This window comes from Streptomyces sp. NPDC028368 (assembly GCF_055565615.1).
Map to the genome: position 1 here is coordinate 211,973 of NZ_JBVHTY010000012.1, position 17,056 is coordinate 229,028.

At 70.9% G+C, this 17,056-nt stretch carries 14 protein-coding genes; 5 read left to right on the forward strand and 9 right to left on the reverse strand.

Annotated features, from left to right (window positions below; all coding sequences use genetic code 11):
- Position 1 precedes the first annotated feature (1 nt).
- Positions 2 to 982, reverse strand: coding sequence for a winged helix-turn-helix domain-containing protein (locus tag ACZ4S3_RS26805; protein ID WP_467938391.1), 981 nt, complete (start codon positions 980 to 982; stop codon positions 2 to 4).
- A gap of 240 nt (positions 983 to 1,222) precedes the next feature.
- Between ACZ4S3_RS26805 and ACZ4S3_RS26810 the strand changes: the two genes are divergently transcribed.
- Both ACZ4S3_RS26810 and ACZ4S3_RS26815 read left to right on the forward strand, forming a co-directional pair.
- Entirely contained in the window at positions 1,223 to 2,539 is a 1,317-nt protein-coding gene (locus ACZ4S3_RS26810) for an alpha/beta hydrolase family protein (RefSeq protein WP_467938393.1), read from the forward strand.
- A gap of 417 nt (positions 2,540 to 2,956) precedes the next feature.
- Positions 2,957 to 6,328: a S41 family peptidase gene (locus ACZ4S3_RS26815; protein ID WP_467938527.1), complete on the forward strand. Its 3,372-nt coding sequence runs from the start codon at positions 2,957 to 2,959 to the stop codon at positions 6,326 to 6,328.
- 89 nt (positions 6,329 to 6,417) lie between these two features.
- On the opposite strand, the gene ACZ4S3_RS26820 is transcribed toward ACZ4S3_RS26815, so the two are convergent.
- Entirely contained in the window at positions 6,418 to 7,260 is an 843-nt protein-coding gene (locus ACZ4S3_RS26820; protein WP_467938395.1) for an RICIN domain-containing protein, read from the reverse strand.
- Positions 7,261 to 7,585: 325 nt separating this feature from the next.
- Here ACZ4S3_RS26820 and ACZ4S3_RS26825 point away from each other — a divergent pair, with 325 nt between their 5' ends.
- Positions 7,586 to 8,245: a hypothetical protein gene (locus ACZ4S3_RS26825; RefSeq protein WP_467938397.1), complete on the forward strand. Its 660-nt coding sequence runs from the start codon at positions 7,586 to 7,588 to the stop codon at positions 8,243 to 8,245.
- A gap of 84 nt (positions 8,246 to 8,329) precedes the next feature.
- On the opposite strand, the gene ACZ4S3_RS26830 is transcribed toward ACZ4S3_RS26825, so the two are convergent.
- The 4 genes from ACZ4S3_RS26830 to ACZ4S3_RS26845 all read right to left on the reverse strand — a co-directional run bounded on the left by ACZ4S3_RS26830 (position 8,330) and on the right by ACZ4S3_RS26845 (position 12,032).
- Positions 8,330 to 8,521: a hypothetical protein gene (locus tag ACZ4S3_RS26830; protein WP_467938399.1), complete on the reverse strand. Its 192-nt coding sequence runs from the start codon at positions 8,519 to 8,521 to the stop codon at positions 8,330 to 8,332.
- Between the two features lie 105 nt (positions 8,522 to 8,626).
- Positions 8,627 to 9,514, reverse strand: a complete 888-nt coding sequence (locus ACZ4S3_RS26835) for an SDR family oxidoreductase (RefSeq protein WP_467938401.1) — start codon at positions 9,512 to 9,514, stop codon at positions 8,627 to 8,629.
- Entirely contained in the window at positions 9,511 to 10,506 is a 996-nt protein-coding gene (locus tag ACZ4S3_RS26840) for an alpha/beta fold hydrolase (RefSeq protein WP_467938403.1), read from the reverse strand. Before ACZ4S3_RS26840 ends, ACZ4S3_RS26835 begins: the two co-directional genes overlap by 4 nt.
- Complete coding sequence (locus ACZ4S3_RS26845; RefSeq protein WP_467938405.1) at positions 10,503 to 12,032, reverse strand: flavin-containing monooxygenase; 1,530 nt, start codon at positions 12,030 to 12,032, stop codon at positions 10,503 to 10,505. Before ACZ4S3_RS26845 ends, ACZ4S3_RS26840 begins: the two co-directional genes overlap by 4 nt.
- Positions 12,033 to 12,346: 314 nt before the next feature.
- Between ACZ4S3_RS26845 and ACZ4S3_RS26850 the strand changes: the two genes are divergently transcribed.
- On the forward strand, positions 12,347 to 13,081 hold the full coding sequence (locus ACZ4S3_RS26850) for a MerR family transcriptional regulator (protein WP_467938529.1): 735 nt from the start codon (positions 12,347 to 12,349) through the stop codon (positions 13,079 to 13,081).
- A 237-nt stretch (positions 13,082 to 13,318) separates the two neighbouring features.
- On the opposite strand, the gene ACZ4S3_RS26855 is transcribed toward ACZ4S3_RS26850, so the two are convergent.
- Both ACZ4S3_RS26855 and ACZ4S3_RS26860 read right to left on the reverse strand, forming a co-directional pair.
- Positions 13,319 to 13,960, reverse strand: a complete 642-nt coding sequence (locus ACZ4S3_RS26855) for a class I SAM-dependent methyltransferase (protein ID WP_467938407.1) — start codon at positions 13,958 to 13,960, stop codon at positions 13,319 to 13,321.
- A gap of 67 nt (positions 13,961 to 14,027) precedes the next feature.
- Positions 14,028 to 14,396: a glycine-rich domain-containing protein gene (locus ACZ4S3_RS26860; RefSeq protein ID WP_467938409.1), complete on the reverse strand. Its 369-nt coding sequence runs from the start codon at positions 14,394 to 14,396 to the stop codon at positions 14,028 to 14,030.
- Between the two features lie 578 nt (positions 14,397 to 14,974).
- Between ACZ4S3_RS26860 and ACZ4S3_RS26865 the strand changes: the two genes are divergently transcribed.
- Entirely contained in the window at positions 14,975 to 16,159 is a 1,185-nt protein-coding gene (locus tag ACZ4S3_RS26865) for a helix-turn-helix domain-containing protein (protein WP_467938411.1), read from the forward strand.
- Between the two features lie 91 nt (positions 16,160 to 16,250).
- On the opposite strand, the gene ACZ4S3_RS26870 is transcribed toward ACZ4S3_RS26865, so the two are convergent.
- Positions 16,251 to 17,054 carry an exodeoxyribonuclease III gene (locus tag ACZ4S3_RS26870; RefSeq protein WP_467938413.1) on the reverse strand — a complete coding sequence of 268 codons (804 nt, stop codon included), beginning with the start codon at positions 17,052 to 17,054 and terminating at the stop codon, positions 16,251 to 16,253.
- Positions 17,055 to 17,056 lie beyond the last annotated feature (2 nt).

Consider the following 17,056-nt stretch of genomic DNA (forward strand, 5'->3'; position numbering starts at 1 on the left):
GTCACGCGGTCGGGGTGCGGCCACCCCGCTGCACCAGCAGGCTCCCCAGGGCGGTGCGCCGGTGCAGGACCGCCCGTCCCGCGCGGACCGTGGTGATCAGGCCCGCGCCGCGCAGCGCGGCCGCATGGGCGGAGGCGGTGGCGTTGCTGACGCCCAGCCGACGGGCGAGTTCGCTGGTGGTGTGCTCGTCGGCGAGCCGGTGCAGGATGTCGACGCGGGTGCGGCCGAGGACCCCGGAGAGCGCGTCGTGCGTGCCGTTCGCCCCGGTTGGCGTGAGCGGCAGACCCGTACCGGCCGGGTAGGTCAGGTACAGGGGGCGGTCGGGCAGGTCGGAGATGAGGGGGCGGCCGGTCCAGTGGAAGGTGGGCTGGAGCACCAGGCCGCGGCCGTGGAGTGGGATGTCGCCGTCGGGGAGAAACGCGAACTCCCATATTCCGGCGTTCAGTTGGGCATCGGGGAGCAGTTCGGCGAGTGCGGTGCCGATGCCGTGTTCGGCGACGGTCAGGGCGTGGCGGGTGAATTCCGCCCGGTGCAGGTCCTGCACCAAGGGCCATACGGGGCGCAGTGCCGTATCGAAGGCCGCATGCTGGGCGCGGCGGACGAGTTGCCAGGCGTCGGCGTCGCCGCGGTGCAGGTCGCGGATCCACGGCGGGGGCGCGGACGGGCGGCCGGCGTAGACGCGGTCGAGTTCGGAGCGGACCAGGCCGGAGGGCGAAGCCCGTACGGTGTCGAGTCCTTCGCGCAGGCTGTCGCTGAAGACGTCGATGAACAGGGGGGCCTCGTCCGCGGGGACCAGGTCCCGTAACGGCCGGACGGCGGCGGGCAGGGACTGGAGCAGCCGGCGCCTCCAGCGGCCGAAGAGCAGCTCGTCGCCGGGGAGGCACATCTTCATCAGGGCGACGTTCAGTTCCTGCAACGGGGCCGGCCGGGGCGCGAACCGGACCCGGGCGAAGTCGTCGGCCGTGAAGTGGATCCTGAGCATTACGCCCCCTCCCGGCCCCGCGCCATCGTTTCGCCCTGGTCCTAAACCTTCGACCGCACCCGTCGCCGGGCGCCAGCATGCAGGGCATGGGCCCTCCCCGTTCATTCACCCAGGGGAGCGCCGGAAGGCGCAAGGGCCGACGTCACAGGCAGAGCCACAGCCGGACAGCCGTATGGCAGTACTGCCGTACTGCCGTGCTGCAGAGCAGTGGTTCAGGGTGCAGGGGCACAAGGGGGAATCATGTTGCGCAAAGTGGCCGGTTACGGCGACGTGGACCGGCGGACGGTCACCAAGTCGGCCGTCGCCGCGCTGGGCGCCGGGCTGCCGCTCGCGGGCTGCGGCACCGCGGAGGGGACGTCCGCGAAGGGGCACCCGGCGACGGCGGGGGCCGGGAAGAAGCAGGCCGGGAAGAAGCCGGCCGGGAAGGGGCGGGCAGGAGGTGGTCTCGTCCTGCGGTTGCCGGCGCCGACCGGTCCGCACCGGATCGGGGTCACCACGCTCTACCTGGTCGACCGCTCGCGGCGCGACCCGTGGGAGCCGAAGATCGCGGTACGGGAAGTGATGGTGACGGTGTTCTATCCGGCCCGGACCGTCCGCGGCTGTCCGGTCGCGCCGCAGATGACCAGGGGCGCCGTGGAGGTGTTCAAGGGGCTCGACGCCGGGATACACCACCTGCCGATGAAGGGTGTGGACTGGGCGGCCACCCAGACCCACGCGCATACGGGCGCGCCCGCTCTGACCGGCAAGCGGCCGGTGCTGCTGTACAGCCCCAGTGGCGGCGACGCGCGCACCCTCGGCACCGGGCTCGCCGAGGAGCTGGCGAGCCGCGGCTGTGTGGTGGTGACCATCGACCACCCCGGCGATGCCGGTGAGGTCGAGTTCCCGACGGCGCGGGCGGGGCGGGACAGGGTCCGCACCACCGTCTTCCGGGGAGACCCCCGGGCGAATTCGCGGCAGGCCCGCACCATGATCGAGGCGAGGATCGCGGACATCCGGTTCGTGCTGGACCAGTTGGCGGCGCTGGCTGCCGGGCGCAATCCCGACGCGGCGGGAGGCGCGCTGCCCAGGGACCTCGGCCGTGCGCTGGACCTGCGGCGGGTGGGCAGCTACGGCCACTCCGCGGGCGGCACCGCCGCGGCCGAGGCGATGTACGAGGACCGGCGCATCGGCGCGGCGGTCAACCTGGAAGGCTACCTCGACCATGCCCCGGACAGGCCCGGCCGGGAGGGGGAGCTGTACCCGATCGCCCGGCACGGGGTGGACCGGCCGCTGCTCCTGGTGGGCAGCGAGAACTTCGCCACCAGGAAGGAGCGGGATCGTTCCTGGTCGGCCATGCTCGCCCACCGGCGGGGGCCCACGCAGCGGCGTCAGATCGACGACGCCACGCACTGGGTGTTCAGCGATTACGCGGCCCTGGCGCCCCAGTTGCAGGCCGCCGGGCTGATGACCGCCGGCGACCGGAACGCGCTGGTCGGCGCGATCGGTCCGGCCAAGTCGGTGCCCATGGTGCGCACTTACGTGCAGGCGTTCTTCGCCCGGTACCTGCCGGCGCGCTGACCGGTTTGGCGCGCTGACCGGCCTGGCGGACTGCCGACGGATACCGGCCGACCGACCGGCCGGCCGTCTCGACCGCGACGGCGGCCGGGGCCAGGACGGGGGTCCGGCCCCGGCCGCGGTCGCTCGTACGGCGGGGCCGCAGGTCCGGGCGGCGGGGCCCACGCGGGCGCCGCGCCAAAACCCGGTGACGACCGCCTCGCCGGGCGCCCCCCTGGACGTACCGCTCGCGCATCCCCTGGACGTACCGCTCGCGCATCCGCCTGACGAGGGAAGACCGCGCCGCACCGGCCCGCGCCGCCCGGCCGAGTTGCCGCCCCCTCCCCCTGCCGAAACCATGGGTGGGTGAGCGACGCACGCGAGGCCGTCGGGACGCACCCGGAGCCGAACCCCGCCAAGCCTGGCGGTCGGCTGCGCCGGATGCCGACCGCACCGGGCCCGTCCTCCGGCTCCTACCTGCGGTTTCCGCATCTGCACGGCGACATGCTCTGCTTCGCCGCGGAGGACGATCTGTGGGTCACCCCCATCGCAGCGCCGGGTGCGGAACCCGACCGCGCCTGGCGGCTGACCGTCGACCGCACCCGCGTCGGCCACCCCCGCTTCTCCCCCGACGGCCGCCATATCGCCTTCACCACCTGGCGCAGCCTCGACCCGGAGATCCATCTCGCGCCGGTCGCCGGCGGCCCGGCGCGGCGGCTGACGTACTGGGGCAGCACGGACGCCCGGGTCTGCGGCTGGACGCCGCCCGACCAGGACGGCGCCACCCATATCCTCGCCGTCTCCTCGCACGGGCAGCCGTTCTCGTACTACTCGTGGGCGTACAGCCTGCCGACGGACGGCAGCCCCGGTGGCCAGCTGCCCTGGGGGCCGGTCTCCGATATCGCGGTCGCCGATGTCGACGGGGAGCACCGCACCCTGCTGCTCACCGGCAAGCCCCCGCACGAGCCCGCCTCCTGGAAGCGCTACCGGGGCGGTGCGATGGGCCGGCTGTGGCTGCACGGGACCCGGCTGCTGCCGGATCTGTACGGGCATCTGGACTCGGTGATGTTCGTGGGCGGCCGGATCGCGTTTCTGTCCGACCACGAGGGCAACGCCAATGTGTATTCCTGCCTGCCGGACGGCTCCGATCTGCGGCGGCATACCGACCACGCGGACTTCTACGCCCGGCATGCCTCGACGGACGGCTCGCGCATCGTCTACCAGTGCGCGGGCGACATCTGGCTGGTCGAGGACCTGAGCGCGGGCGCCGTACCGCGCAAGCTGGCCGTGCGGCTCGGCGGCCCGCGGGCCGGGCGCCGTACGTACCAGGTCCCGGCCGCCTCGCACGTCACCGCACTCGCGGTGGACGCCACCGGACGGGCCAGCGCGGTCGGCGTACGCGGCAGCCTGTACTGGCTCACCCACCGCGACGGCCCGGCCCGTACGATCCACGACGTCCCGGGCGTACGGGTCCGGCTGCCGGAGATGCTGGGCTCCACCGGGCGCATCGGCTATGTGACGGATGCCGAGGGCGAGGACGCCATCGAGATCTGCGATCTGCCGCGGGCCAGCGCCGCCCACACCCCGCTCCGGCTGGCGGCCGGCAAGCTCGGCCGCGTCCACGAGATGGTCTCCTCCCCGGACGGCGAACGGGTGGCGGTGGCCGCGCACGACGGCCGCCTGCTGCTGGTGGACACGCGCCCCCCGGAGGAGGCCGCCGAGGGCGGGACGGCCGGGGAGGGGGCGGCCGGGGAGGGGACGACCGGGGAGGGGACGGCCGGGGAGGAAGCGGGCCGGCCCGGCGAGGTCACCGAGCTGATCGTCTCCGGCAACGGCCCCGTCCGCGACCTCGCCTTCTCTCCCGACTCGCGCTGGCTGACCTGGTCACATCCCGGGATCGGCCGTTCGCTGCGGCTGATCAAGATGGCCCGGCTGGCCGACCGGCACATCGTGGACGTCACCAACGGCCGCTTCGAGGACGAACAGCCGGTGTTCACGCGGGACGGCCGCTATCTGGCCTTCCTGTCCTGGCGCGGCTTCGACCCGGTCTACGACGTACACACCGGCGACCTCTCCTTCCCGCTGGGCTGCCGCCCGCATCTCGTACCGCTGTCATCCGCCACCCCCTCCCCCTTCGCGCTGTCCCCCGAGGGGCGGCCCGCGGCGGGCGGCCTGGACCCGGCGGAGAACCCGCCGGTCGGGGAGGGGCCGGTGCTGGTGGAGGTGGAGGGGCTGGAGAACCGGGTCACGCCGTTCCCGGTCGCCGCGTCCAAGTATTCGTCGCTGGAGCCGGTCGCCGGGGGCGGGGTGGTCTGGCTGCGCTGGCCGATCTCCGGGGCGCTCGGCGAGACCTTCGCCAACCCCGCGGACACCTCGGGCCGCCCCACCCTCGAACACTTCGACCTGGTCAAGGCCCGGCGCACCGAACTCAGCAGTTCCCTGGACTCGTTCGCGCTCAGCGGCGACGGCTCCCGGCTGGTCGTCAACGACGAGGGCGATCTGCGCGCCGTCCCCGCGACCGAGTCGCCCGACGTCGACTCGACGGTCTTCCTGGACCTGCGGCGCATCCTGCACGACGTCGAACCGGAGTGGGAGTGGCGCCAGGCGTTCGACGAGGCGGGCCGGCTCATCCGGGCGTACTTCTGGGATCCGGGGATGTGCGGCATCGACTGGGCCGAGGTGCTGGCACAGTACCGGCCGCTGGTCGAACGGGTCGCCTCCCCCGACGAGTTCGCCGACCTGCTGAGAGAGGTGCTGGGCGAGCTGGGCACCTCCCATGCGTACGTGGCCGGCGCCCGGCGCAACGAGGGGCCCCCGCACTACCAGCGCCCCATCGGCCTGCTCGGCGCCAACTTCTATCCCCGGGACGGGCGCTGGGTGCTCCAGCGGATCCTGCCCGGCGAGTCCTCCGACCCCAAGGCCCGCTCACCGCTGGCCGGTACGGGCATCCGCGAGGGCGCGGCGCTCACCCATGTGGACGGCCGCCCGGTCGATCCGGTGGCCGGCCCGTATCCGCTGCTCGCCGCGGCCGGGGGCACCACCGTCGAGCTGACCTTCGCCCCGCCCGAGGGCAACGGCCCGCCGCGCCGGGTCGCCGTGGTCCCCCTGATCGACGAACGGCCGCTGCGCTACCAGGACTGGGTCGCCAAACGCCGCGCCGTCGTACGGAAGTTGAGCGAGGGCACCTGCGGCTATCTCCACATCCCCGACATGGGCGGCTCCGGCTGGGCCCAGTTCAACCGCGATCTGCGGATGGAGGTGTCGATGCCCGCGCTGATCGTGGACGTACGGGGCAACGCGGGCGGCAATATCTCCGAGCTGGTCATCGAGAAGCTGACCCGCACCATCATGGGCTGGGACCTGACCCGCAACGCCCGGCCCGTCTCCTACACCAGCAACGCACCGCGCGGCCCGGTGGTCGCGGTCGCCGACGAGATGACGTCCTCCGACGGGGACATGATCACCGCGGCCTTCAAGCTGCAGGGCATCGGCCCGGTGGTGGGCATGCGTACCTGGGGCGGAGTGGTCGGAATGACCGGCCGGCACCGGCTCGGCGACGGCACCGCGATCACCGTGCCGATGAATGCCGCGTGGTTCCAGGTCTTCGGCTGGGGTGTGGAGAATCACGGCGTCGAGGTCGACATCGAGGCGCTGCGCTCGCCGGTGCACTGGGCCGAGGGCAAGCATCCGCAGCTGGGCGTCGCGGTGCGTACGGCGCTGGAGCTGCTGGAGCGGCATCCGGCCGCGACCCCGCCGGACCTGTCGGAGGTGCCGGACCGGCGGCGGCCGGCGCTGCCGCCCCGGGACGGCTGAGGCCTGCTTCAGGCACCCGCTCGAACCCGCTTCACGGGGTCGGTCAGGTCTGCTTCACCCCGTCGATCAGGTCTGCTTCACGGGGTCGATCAGGTCTGCTTCACCGGGTCGATCAGGAATTTCTGGCTGTCCGCCGTGCTGCAGGGCTGCGCCAGGGCGACGGCGGCGTGGGCGGCCGGGCCGCCCTGGATGCCGACGCACCGGTCGCCGTCGCCGTCGTCCGACCGGAACCGGTAGGCCCTCTCCCCGGCCGCTTCGATACGGAACCGCTGCGCGGGACCGACCGCCGAGCAGTCCTCGTCCGGCTCCAGCAGCCCGGCCAGACCCGGCTCACGCAGCATGACCAGGCAGCCCCGGCCCTCGTCGGGGTGGTCCCACTCGATGCGGTAATGCTCCGCCCCGGCCGCCTTCAGATACGTACGCGGCGGCACGGCCTCCTTGCAGGGCCGCTGGACGGCGACCGTGCGGTAATGGTGCGCCCGCAGCACCCGCCCGTCGGTCAGGCACAGGCCGGGCGCGCGCACCGGGCGGATCCGGACCTCGCCGGTGGGAAGCGGCCCGGCGGCCGCGGCCTTGGGCGGCGTCCCCTCGCCGGCCACGAGCCGTACGCCCACGGCGGCAAGCAGCGCGGCGAGGACGGCGACGCCGGTCAGCAGCAGTGGTCTTCGGCGCTTGGGGCGCGCCCGGGGCGGCGGCTCCCCGTTCGCCACCGGCGCGTCCTCGATGCGCTGCCGCGCCGCCAGCCACTCGCCGGTCTCCGCCTCCGTGCCGCCGCAGGCCCGGACGAGCGCGGCGACCACCTCGGCCCGCGGCAGGGCCTGGCGGCGCAGGACGTCGGCGAGCGTGCTGCGGGCGAGCACCGCGCCGCGCGCGGCCGCCCGCTGCTCCAGCTGACGGTAGGTCAGGCCCGATTGGTTCTTGAGCTGTTGCATCAGCTCGACGTATGCGGCCGCGTCCCCGGCCGCACCGGGACGTAAGTCTCCGGTACCCCCCGATGTCCCCATAGGCGTCATTGAACCGCCGCCCGGCCGAACCCACAACATCCAATCCGCCCCCGGACAGCCCCCCGCGCCACCCGGACAGCCCGTCCGCACCCCCTCTGACCTGCCAGGACAGTCTCATCGTGTCCCGGACGGCAGTTCCTCTTGCCGGACGGCGACAGCCTCAGCAAAGTCATGTCCTGCCCGGCCGGCGCCTCGCTCAGCACCAACTCGCCACCACACAACGGGAGATATGCCGATGCGCACCATGCGAACCATGCGAACCAGGGGATTCAGCGGAGCCGGCGCGACCAGGGGAACCAGGGCGATCACGGGGGTCGCCGCCCTCGCCCTCACCGGCGGACTGGCTCTCACCGTCGCGGCCCCCGCCGAAGCCGCCCGCCCCGCGACCGGGCAGACCGCCCAGGCGGCCGCGGCCGGGGGCACGTACCTCTACTTCAACAAGAACTGGCGCAATACCGGCAACTCGAAGCTCTACCTGATGAAGAGCATCCCGAACGCCAAGGACAAGGTGCTCGCCAAGTACCGTGCCGGCTCCGGCAACGGCGGCCGCAACGGCACAAACGAGTGCGCATCCCGGCAGGGGTGGCTGCCCAACGGCACCTACCGGGTGCTGGGCCACACCACCCACAAGGCCGGCGGGGCCAAGGGGATCAACGGCTATGCGATCCAGGTCGAGGACAAGTTGTGCAAGAACCACCACACCAAGCGCACCGCCCTGTTCGTGCACAGCGAGATGAGGCCCAACGGCACCCAGGGCGCCCGGCAGCCCGGCCACGACAGCCCGTACCGCTGGGACGGCACCAACGACTACTACTCGCTGGGCTGCATCAAGCTGACCCCGGCGCACATCAAGAACCTCTTCGCCAAGGCCGCGCACTACGGCTGGCCGAAGAAGCTCAAAGTCGTGAAGTGACCTTCCACGGCGAGACCCTCAACTGAACGAGTGGGGCGCACCCGGTGCTGCGGGTGCGCCCCACTCGCGTGCGTACGCGACGCGTCAGTCCTGGTAGCGGTAGGGGTCCTGATCCTCGTCCCGGGCCTGGTCCGGGGCCTCCTGGCCACGCTCACGGGCCTTGTCCTGGGCATGCCGGCCGCGCTCGGACGCCTCGTCCTTGGCGCCGCCCATCGCCTTCTGCGCCCGCTGCCTGAGCTGCTCGGCCTTGTCCTGGAACTGGTCCTTGAGACCCATGCTGGTCACTCCTACGCGTGGTGCGGGGAAGAGGGCTCGACCAGACTTACACGAGGGGACATAAGCCGCATTTCGATCATGGGCCGGCCCCGCGAACCGCTTTCCTCAACCATTCGTCCGGGCCTTCTCGTCCGCTTCCCCGCCCGCGCCGACCAGCCCGACCCGCATCCCGTCCAGCCGGTCCCCGAAGCGCCGCATCTCCCGCCGGCCCACCGAGCCGATGACCGACGGCAGATAGCCGCGGACCGACTGCATCCCGCGCAGCCACCACTGCCCGTAGACATGTGCGGAACGGCGCTCGATGCCCGCCACGATCCGGTCGACGGCCGGGCCCAGCGGATAGGTCTTGTTCGACGGCCAGGGCAGCCGGGAGCGCAGCTCGCGCATGACGTCGTCCTGGTCGGCGCCGCGCACCATGTCCGTATCGGTCCAGCTCAGATAGCCGACGCCGACCCGTACGCCCTTGTGGCCGACCTCGGCGCGCAGGCTGTGCGCGAAGGCCTCCACACCCGACTTCGACGCGCAGTACGCGGTCATCATCGGCGCCGGGGTGATCGCGGCCAGCGAGGCGATCTGCAGGAAGTAGCCGCGGGACTCCATGAGTACGGGCAGGAAGGCCCGGCCGGTCACCGCGCCGCCTATCAGGTTGACCTCGATGACCCGCTTCCACGCCACCGGGTCCGAGTCGACGAACGGGCCGCCGGTGGCCACCCCGGCGTTGGCGACGACCGCATCGACCTTGCCGAAGCGGTCCTTGACCTCGCCCGCGACCCGGGCCATCGCCTCGTGGTCGGTGACATCGGCGTGCCAGTGGTGCGCCGGGCCGTGCAGCGAGGCCGCGACCTCGCGCAGCTCGTCCGGCTCCAGGCCGACCAGAGCCAGTGTGGCACCGCGCGCCGACAGCTTGCGGGCCAGCAGCGCACCGACCCCACGGGCCGCGCCGGTCACGACAACGACCTGTCCGTCCAGGCTCCTGCTTGCACTCGCGCTCACGCCGTCTTCTCCTTCTTCTGCCGGCTGCCACGGGCGGCGGGTGCGGACTCGGCGTCCGTGGTCCGCGCGGCCTTCGGGGCGGTGGTGGTCAGGTGATCTTGTACGAGTTCGCGGAGGCGGCCGCCGACCGCGCCCGGGTCCTCGATGGGGGTCATATGTCCCAGGCCGGACAGCTCGGTCACGCCACGGCAGTCGGGGAGTACGGAGGCCATCCGGCGGGCGTGTGCGAGCGGCGTGAGGCGGTCGGCGGTGCCCGCGACGACGGCGGTCGGCATCTCCAGCCGGGCCACCCCGCCGGTCAGTTCGAGGCCGGCCAGCACCTTGCCCCAGCGGGCCCGTACGCCCGGCGGGCAGCCGTGCACGATCCGCGCGCAGGCCTCGATCTGTTCGGCGGTGGCGCCGGCGCCCATGGTGGCGTACCGCAGGGCCCACTTGGTGACCGGGGAGACGGGTCCGAGCGGGGCGCGCGAGCTCAGCAGCAGACGGTGCGCACGGCGCCGGCCCTGCGGGCTGCGCAGCGGGAACACCCGTGATTCCGCGGCCAGTTCGGAGCTTCCGGTGCTGCACAGCAGCGCGGCGGCGGCCCGCTCACGCAGCTGCGGGCGCTCCGCGGCGGCCATGATCGTCATGCCGCCCATGGAGTGGCCGCCGACCACGGCGCGTTCGCCCGGCTCGAGCGTCGCCTCCAGTACGGCGACGAGGTCGTCGGCGAGGGCTCGGGTGCCGTACCCCGACGCGGCGACGGCGGGGCTGCGGCCGTGGCCCCGCTGGTCGTAGACGACCACCTTGTGATCGGCGGCGAGGTCGCGGACGACCGGGGCCCAGAAGGCGGTCGAGCAGGTCCAGCCGTGGGCGAGGACGACGGCGGGGGCGTCCGTGGGCCCGTGGATCTCGGCGTACAGGCGGGCCCCGTCACCGGAGGAGACGGTCATCGTCCTACGCGGCACGGGCGGTGCGTACGTCCCCGTGGTCAGATGCGCCGGCCGGCTCATGCGGCCACCTCCTCGGCGCGCTGCCCGGCGGGTTCGCCGACGGGCCCGGCCGGTGGCCGCAGCACCTCGTACTCCGCCAGGTCCACCTGCCGGGTCACCCGCTTGAACTCGGCTGTCGTCCCCGGCCACACGGTGGTGTTGCGCCCGTTCGCGTCCAGATACCAGCTGTCGCAGCCGCCGGTGTTCCACACCGTGCGCTCCATCCGCAGCTGGACCTTGCGGGTCCACTCCGCCACCGCGGACGGCCGGGCGCTGAGCGCGATCGTGCCGCCGAGGATGTCGAGCTGGCGCATGAAGTCGACCATGTAGTTCAGCTGGGCCTCGATGATCAGGATCATCGAGCTGTTCCCGAGGCCGGTGTTGGGGCCGATGATGGTGAGGAAATTGGGGAAGCCGGCCGCGCTGGCGCCGCGCAGCGCCTCCATGCCGTCCTTCCACTCCTCGGCGAGGGTGGTGCCGTGCGCACCGGTCACCCGCTGGGCGATGGGCATATCGGTGACGTGGAATCCCGTACCGAAGATGATCGCGTCGGCCTCGGTCTGCGTGCCGTCGGCGGCGATCAGCGTGTTGCCGCGGATCTCCTTCAGCCCGGATGGGACGACATCGACATTGGGCCGGGCGAGCGCCGGGTACCAGCTGTTGGAGAGCAGGATGCGCTTGCAGCCGATGCGGTAGTCCGGGGTGAGCCGGGCGCGCATCGCCGGGTCCTTGATGGCCTTGCGCAGATGGGCCTTGGCGAGCGCCTCGATCAGGCCGAGCTCGTTGGGCCGCTTGGTGAAGGCGCTGACCTGCAACTCCCGGATACCCCACAGCAGCCGGCGGCGCAGCGCGCGGGTCGCGGGGACCTTGGAGTGCAGCCAGCGCTCCGCTCCGGTGATCTTGCGGTCGGCGCGCGGCATGACCCAGGGGGGCGTCCGCTGGAAGACGGTGAGCCGGTCGACCTCGGGCTGGATGGCCGGCACGATCTGGATCGCCGACGCCCCGGTGCCGACCATCGCGACCCGCTTGGCCCGCAGGTCGTAGTCGTGGTCCCAGCGCGAGGAGTGGAAGACCTTGCCGGGGAAGGTGTCCAGCCCCGGCACGTTGGGGACCTTCGGGTCCGACAGCGGCCCGGTGGCCGAGACCACCACGTCGGCCGTCAGCGCCCCGCTCGCCGTATCGATCTCCCAGTGCAGCTCATCGCCGTTCCACCGCAGGCTGCGCACCTCGGAGTGGAAGCGGATGTGCGGCCGCAGACCGAAGGTGTCCGTCACCCGCTCCAGGTACGCGCGGATATGCGGCTGCCCGGAGAAATTCCGCGGCCACTGCGGGTTGGGCGCGAAGGAGAACGAATACAGATGCGACGGCACATCGCATGCGCACCCCGGATAGCTGTTGTCCCGCCAGGTACCGCCCACCGAACCGGCCCGCTCCAGGACCACGAAGTCGGTGATCCCCTGGCGGCGCAGCCGTACGGCCGCCCCCAGTCCACCGAATCCCGATCCGATCACCGCCACCCGCACATGCTTCCGCTCGCGCTCGGCCATCCCGCCGCCTCCCGAGTTCGACGTCAACCTTCCCCAGTCTTCACGCCAATCACGCCAGCAATTACTGGCGCGATCAACTGATTGGAGAGTAGGGCAGGTCCGTACCCAGCGGTAGGGGTCGGGCGCCGGGAAGTTACCGCCGGTCGCACTCCGCCCCGGCGGCGCTGGTCCCGGCATAGGGTGAACGGGTGGCAGCGAACGAGAACGAGACGGCGGACGGGCACGGGAGCGAGAAGGCGAGCCCGGCCGCCACCGCGACCGGGGAACGTGACGAGAGCCCCGCCCCCCCTTCGCCGCCCGCGCGCGAATTCCGCATGACCGACCTGGCCAAGGAAGCCGGCATCACGGTCCGTACGCTGCGCTTCTACCGCGAGCGCAAGCTCATCCCGGCGCCGCGCCGCGACGGCCGGATCGCCTGGTACAACGACCACCACCTCGCCCGTCTGCGCACCATCGGCGCCCTCCTGGAACGCGGCCACACCCTCGGCGGCATCGGCGAACTCCTCACCGCCTTCGACAGCGGCCGCGACGTCGGCGAACTCCTCGGCCTGGACTCCTCGATCGTCACCCCGTGGTCCGAGGAAACCCCGGTCCGCCTGACACCCGAGGAGCTGGCCGACCACTTCCGCGACGACATCACGCCCGAGAACCTCACCGCGTCCCTGGACCTCGGCTATCTCGCCGTCGACGGCGACGAGTTCGTCCACATCAGCCGCCGCCTGCTGGACACCTCCACCGAACTCGTCAACAAGGGCGTCCCCCTGGCCGCCGTCCTGGCCGCCGCCCGCCAGGTCCGGGTGCACGCCGACGCGCTCGCCGACCTCTTCTGCGACCTCATCCGCACCCACCTCCTGGCCGACGTCCTCCAGCACACCTCCACCGACCAGCCCCTCACCTCCCAGGAGGTGGACCACATAGCCGACACCATCGACAATCTCCGCCCCCTGTCCAAGGGCGTCGTCGAGGCCGAACTCTCGATGGCCATGGACCGCCGCGTCCGGGCGGAAATCGAGGAGTGGCTGCGGGCATGCGACGAGGAACGGGACTGATCAGGGCCCGTCCGATGGATCAGGGCCTGTCCGGTGGATCAGCCCCTGGCTCGCCACCCGCTCAGTCAGACGTTCCGCCGGAAGAGCCCCTGCGCTTTCCTGACGCCGCGGTAGCCCAGGTAGCCGAGGAAGACAACGAGGACGAGGATCACCTCCCACAGCACCCGGATCTTCACGTGCGCGAACGAGGGCCAGGCGGTTGATCCGGGGGGAGGCACCGGGCATGACGTGTCAGTGCTACCCGTAGGCCATGGCCAGGAGGGTTCCTGTGCTTTGCCCTTCTGGGGGAGGAATGATCTCGGCTTTGATGCCCGAGAATCCGGCAGACGCCAGAAAAGCCGTCCATTCATCTGCCGAGTGATCCCACCTGGTCACCGCCTTGGCCTCCCTCAGAGGGCCTACCGGCTTCATGCCGCCGGCTGGAGGCTTGTGGGAGAAGGCCAGCACACCGCCCGGGGACATCCTCTTGTGGATCAGGGGGAGGAGCTGTTCAGGGTCTGTGAACCAGACTGGGCCGAAGATCGACAGAACCACATCGAAGGTGCCTGCTGTGCGGGTCAGGTATTCCGTCACCTCTGCCGTGCGGAAGGTGAGGCCGGGAAGGTGCCCCCATCGGACCTCAGCCTTACGGCGCTGGCTCGGTGCGATATCGACCCCTGTGCAGGTGGCCCCGAGGGTGGACAGGTGGGCCAGGTTGCAGCCTGTACCGCAGCCCAGTTCCAGCACGGTACGGCCCTGGAGGTCTCCGAGGATCGATTCATCGGGGCCATGGTCTGGGTACTGAGTCCAGTTCAACCACGTACGGGCACCAGCAGCGTTGGCTTCACGTCGTGGTGTCCGTCCCTGTGCGTACCATTCCCAGGCTTCCACGGCCTTCATGCTGTTCCTCTCATGGGAACACCTCTCCCCATGATCGGGGAGAGGTGCCGCTCATCGTGCGTCTGGCTTACTTGGCGACTGGGCTGTCTGTGCAGCACGCGTGGCACTGGTGGCAGTCGGCCGCCTTGGCGTTCCAGAGCTCTCGGTCGATGGCGAAGCCGGAGTCCCGAATGGCCTGGATGGTGCCTTTCAGCACGTACGGCTGACTGGCCTTCTCTTCGGGGAGGTGCGGGACGTGGTGAATGTAGCGTCCCGCGTGCTGGTCGCAGAATGCCATGTAGTTGATCGTGTCGAGCACGAAGGTGTGAACACCGAAGTCCACGAGCCTGGCCGGTCCCATGTCCACGTCGGGGCGTTCGGCTGAGGTGACCAGGTAGGCGATCGTCTGGCCGAAGATGCGTTCCGCCAGGTCACGCTCCATGTCGTGGTCGCGCATGATGAGTCGGACTTCCCGCTCCCAGACCTGAGAGGGGACACAGTTCCGGGGGTTCCTGACCTCTACTGCTGTAGCCATCATGGCCCTTTCACTCGGTCGTGCTCGGGTGAGGGAACCCGCCCCGGCCACTCGATCTGGCAAGAGTGACCAGGGCGGGGGCCTCAGTGCTGTACGCGTCGGCGTACGGCCGCCAAGCCGCGTGCCTGGCGGTTGTGCCTGGCCAGGGCTTCAAGCTGGATCAGCTCTCGATGCGTGGCGCTTCGTACGGACACGACACGTGTCTGCCAGCTGAGGCCAGAGGGGCGCATCAGGGTCAGCATGGGTCCATGGCATGCGTGAACGACGCCGACCATCTGACTGCCGTTGTCGAACACGGCCGTACCGGGCTCCCACACAGTTCCCTGTCTCATCCCGTCCGCCCTTCGCTGGTGTCTGCATCTAGTCAACGGCGACAGGGACCGGTGAACTTGCACACCACTTGCACACGGCAGGGTCAGGCGTGAAGGAACCTGCTGCGGGTACTTGCCGGGCTTGCGAGGATGGCTCCAGCGGTTGTCTCCATGCGTAGGGCTGATCACATGAGCAAGACCACCGAACTGCCACCGGGCGCGAACCTGGCTGCGCTCCGGAAGGAACGTGGGCTCACTCAGGGTCAGCTAGCGAGGCTGGCCAGTGCCAGCGTCTCCCTGCTGTCGAAGATCGAAGTAGGGGACCGCACACTCACGCCTGCTGTTGCTGCTGCTGTGGGCAAGCCCATGGGTCTGAGCATGGCTGAGGTACTGGGCAAAGCCTCTGTGGCCAGGAACGAAGAAGGGCGCCTGTCGGCCCTGCGGTCGGCTGTCCGGGAATATGACCTACCGGGACGTCAGGAAGTCCAGGAAGACGCTCTCAGGGCGTCTCTGGAAGCCGCTGGACAGCACAGGGACGCGGCAGAGGTGGACCGGCTCCTGGCCATACTCCCTGGCCTGCTGAGGGACGCTACGACACACGCGCATACGGCCAACACGGTAGAGAGTTGGATGTCCCTCTCCGAGGTCTACAGCAGCGTGTATTGGATGGCCGCCCGGCACCGATGGATGGACATGGCAGAGCTGGCCGTGACTCGCCAGAGGTGGGCCGTCGAGCAGAAGACCAACCCCCTGGGCATGGCGATTGCGGCCAGGGACCGGGCAGGGACCTACCTGAACGGCGGAGACTTTGAGGGCGGCCTCATGGTGGTGGACCGGGCAATCAGCCAGGCTCAGGCCAGCCTGTCGGGCCAAGAGAGGGCCTTTGCCGTGGGACTCCTCAACCTGCGAGGGATGACTCTTGCCGGACGCTTCAAAGACAAGAAGGAAGGCAAGAAGGAAGCGGAGCGGCATATCACGTCGGCTTGGGAAGCCTCTGAATGGTTTGACCGGGACTGGAACCGGCACTGCATGATCTTTGGGCCCCAGAACACGACCACACACGTTCTGGCTACTCGGCTGGACCTGGGGCGGCCCCGTGAGGCTCTGAGGATGGCAGAGGGCCTAGATGCGGCCCTGGAAGGCTTGCCCGCTACCCGTGTGGCTCCCTCGCACATGAACCTAGCCAGGGCCCGGCTCGATGTGGGGGACCGTGACGGGGCTCTGGAGAGCCTGTCGGATGCGTGGGAGGCGGCTCCCCAGATGGCCCGCATCCATCCCATGGCACGGGAGGTGTTCCGTGTGCTGTCGTCGCTGCACCGCAGGAGTAACCCTGAGCTTCTGCGGCTCTCGAAGCTGTCGGGGATCAAGGTCTGAGAATCTGGACGCCGCCATTGCCGCACGACTTTGGCGGTCGAGGTGGCAGCCTTCCTGACCTGCGAAGACAGGCTGCCACCCATACGACCGGCTACACGTCGAAGACGGCCGTCACAGGCGCGTGGTCCGACCACCGCTGGTCATAGCTCGCCGCCCGCTCCACATACGCCTTCACCGCCCGCCGCGCCAGGCCGGGCGTGGCCATCTGGTAGTCGATGCGCCAGCCCGCGTCGCTATCGAAGGCGCGGCCGCGGTAGGACCACCAGGAGTACGGGCCCTCGGTGTCCGGGTGCAGGGCGCGGACGACATCCACGTAGCCGCCGCGGGTCTCCTCCAGGACGTCGGTGAGCCAGGCGCGCTCCTCGGGGAGGAAGCCGGACTTCTTCTGGTTGGCCTTCCAGTTCTTGAGGTCGGCCTCCTGGTGGGCGATGTTCCAGTCGCCGCAGACCACGACCTCGCGGCCGTCCGCCGCGGCTCGTTTCCGCAGGTCGATGAGGTACGGGAGGAACTCCGCCAGGAAGCGTTCCTTCTCGTCCTGGCGCTCGGTGCCGACCTCGCCGGAGGGCAGGTAGAGGCTGGCGACCGTCACGCCGGGCAGGTCGGCCTCGACATAGCGCCCGCTGTCGTCGAATTCCGCCGAGCCGAAGCCGACCCGGACGCGGTCGGGCTCCCGGCGCGTGTAGAGGGAGACGCCGGCCCGCCCCTTGGCGGCGGCCGGCGCGTGCACGACATGCCAGCCCTCGGGGTCACGTACCTCGTCGGGCAGCTGGGCGGTCTCGGCGCGTACCTCCTGCAGGCACAACGCATCGGCCTCGGTCTCCGCCAGCCACGGCACAAAGCCCTTCTTGGCCGCGGCGCGCAGCCCGTTCACATTCACCGTCGTCACAGTCAGCAACA

Bases quoted from the DNA above. Each gene is read 5' to 3' on its own strand.
- ACZ4S3_RS26855 (WP_467938407.1), bottom strand. From the start codon at position 13,960: ATGAAGGCCGTGGAAGCCTGGGAATGGTACGCACAGGGACGGACACCA.
- ACZ4S3_RS26860 (WP_467938409.1), bottom strand. From the start codon at position 14,396: ATGCGCGACCACGACATGGAGCGTGACCTGGCGGAACGCATCTTCGGC.
- ACZ4S3_RS26820 (WP_467938395.1), bottom strand. From the start codon at position 7,260: ATGCAACAGCTCAAGAACCAATCGGGCCTGACCTACCGTCAGCTGGAG.
- ACZ4S3_RS26830 (WP_467938399.1), bottom strand. From the start codon at position 8,521: ATGGGTCTCAAGGACCAGTTCCAGGACAAGGCCGAGCAGCTCAGGCAG.
- ACZ4S3_RS26805 (WP_467938391.1), bottom strand. From the start codon at position 982: ATGCTCAGGATCCACTTCACGGCCGACGACTTCGCCCGGGTCCGGTTC.
- ACZ4S3_RS26810 (WP_467938393.1), top strand. From the start codon at position 1,223: ATGTTGCGCAAAGTGGCCGGTTACGGCGACGTGGACCGGCGGACGGTC.
- ACZ4S3_RS26815 (WP_467938527.1), top strand. From the start codon at position 2,957: ATGCCGACCGCACCGGGCCCGTCCTCCGGCTCCTACCTGCGGTTTCCG.
- ACZ4S3_RS26845 (WP_467938405.1), bottom strand. From the start codon at position 12,032: ATGGCCGAGCGCGAGCGGAAGCATGTGCGGGTGGCGGTGATCGGATCG.
- ACZ4S3_RS26840 (WP_467938403.1), bottom strand. From the start codon at position 10,506: ATGAGCCGGCCGGCGCATCTGACCACGGGGACGTACGCACCGCCCGTG.
- ACZ4S3_RS26850 (WP_467938529.1), top strand. From the start codon at position 12,347: ATGACCGACCTGGCCAAGGAAGCCGGCATCACGGTCCGTACGCTGCGC.
- ACZ4S3_RS26865 (WP_467938411.1), top strand. From the start codon at position 14,975: ATGAGCAAGACCACCGAACTGCCACCGGGCGCGAACCTGGCTGCGCTC.
- ACZ4S3_RS26825 (WP_467938397.1), top strand. From the start codon at position 7,586: ATGCGAACCAGGGGATTCAGCGGAGCCGGCGCGACCAGGGGAACCAGG.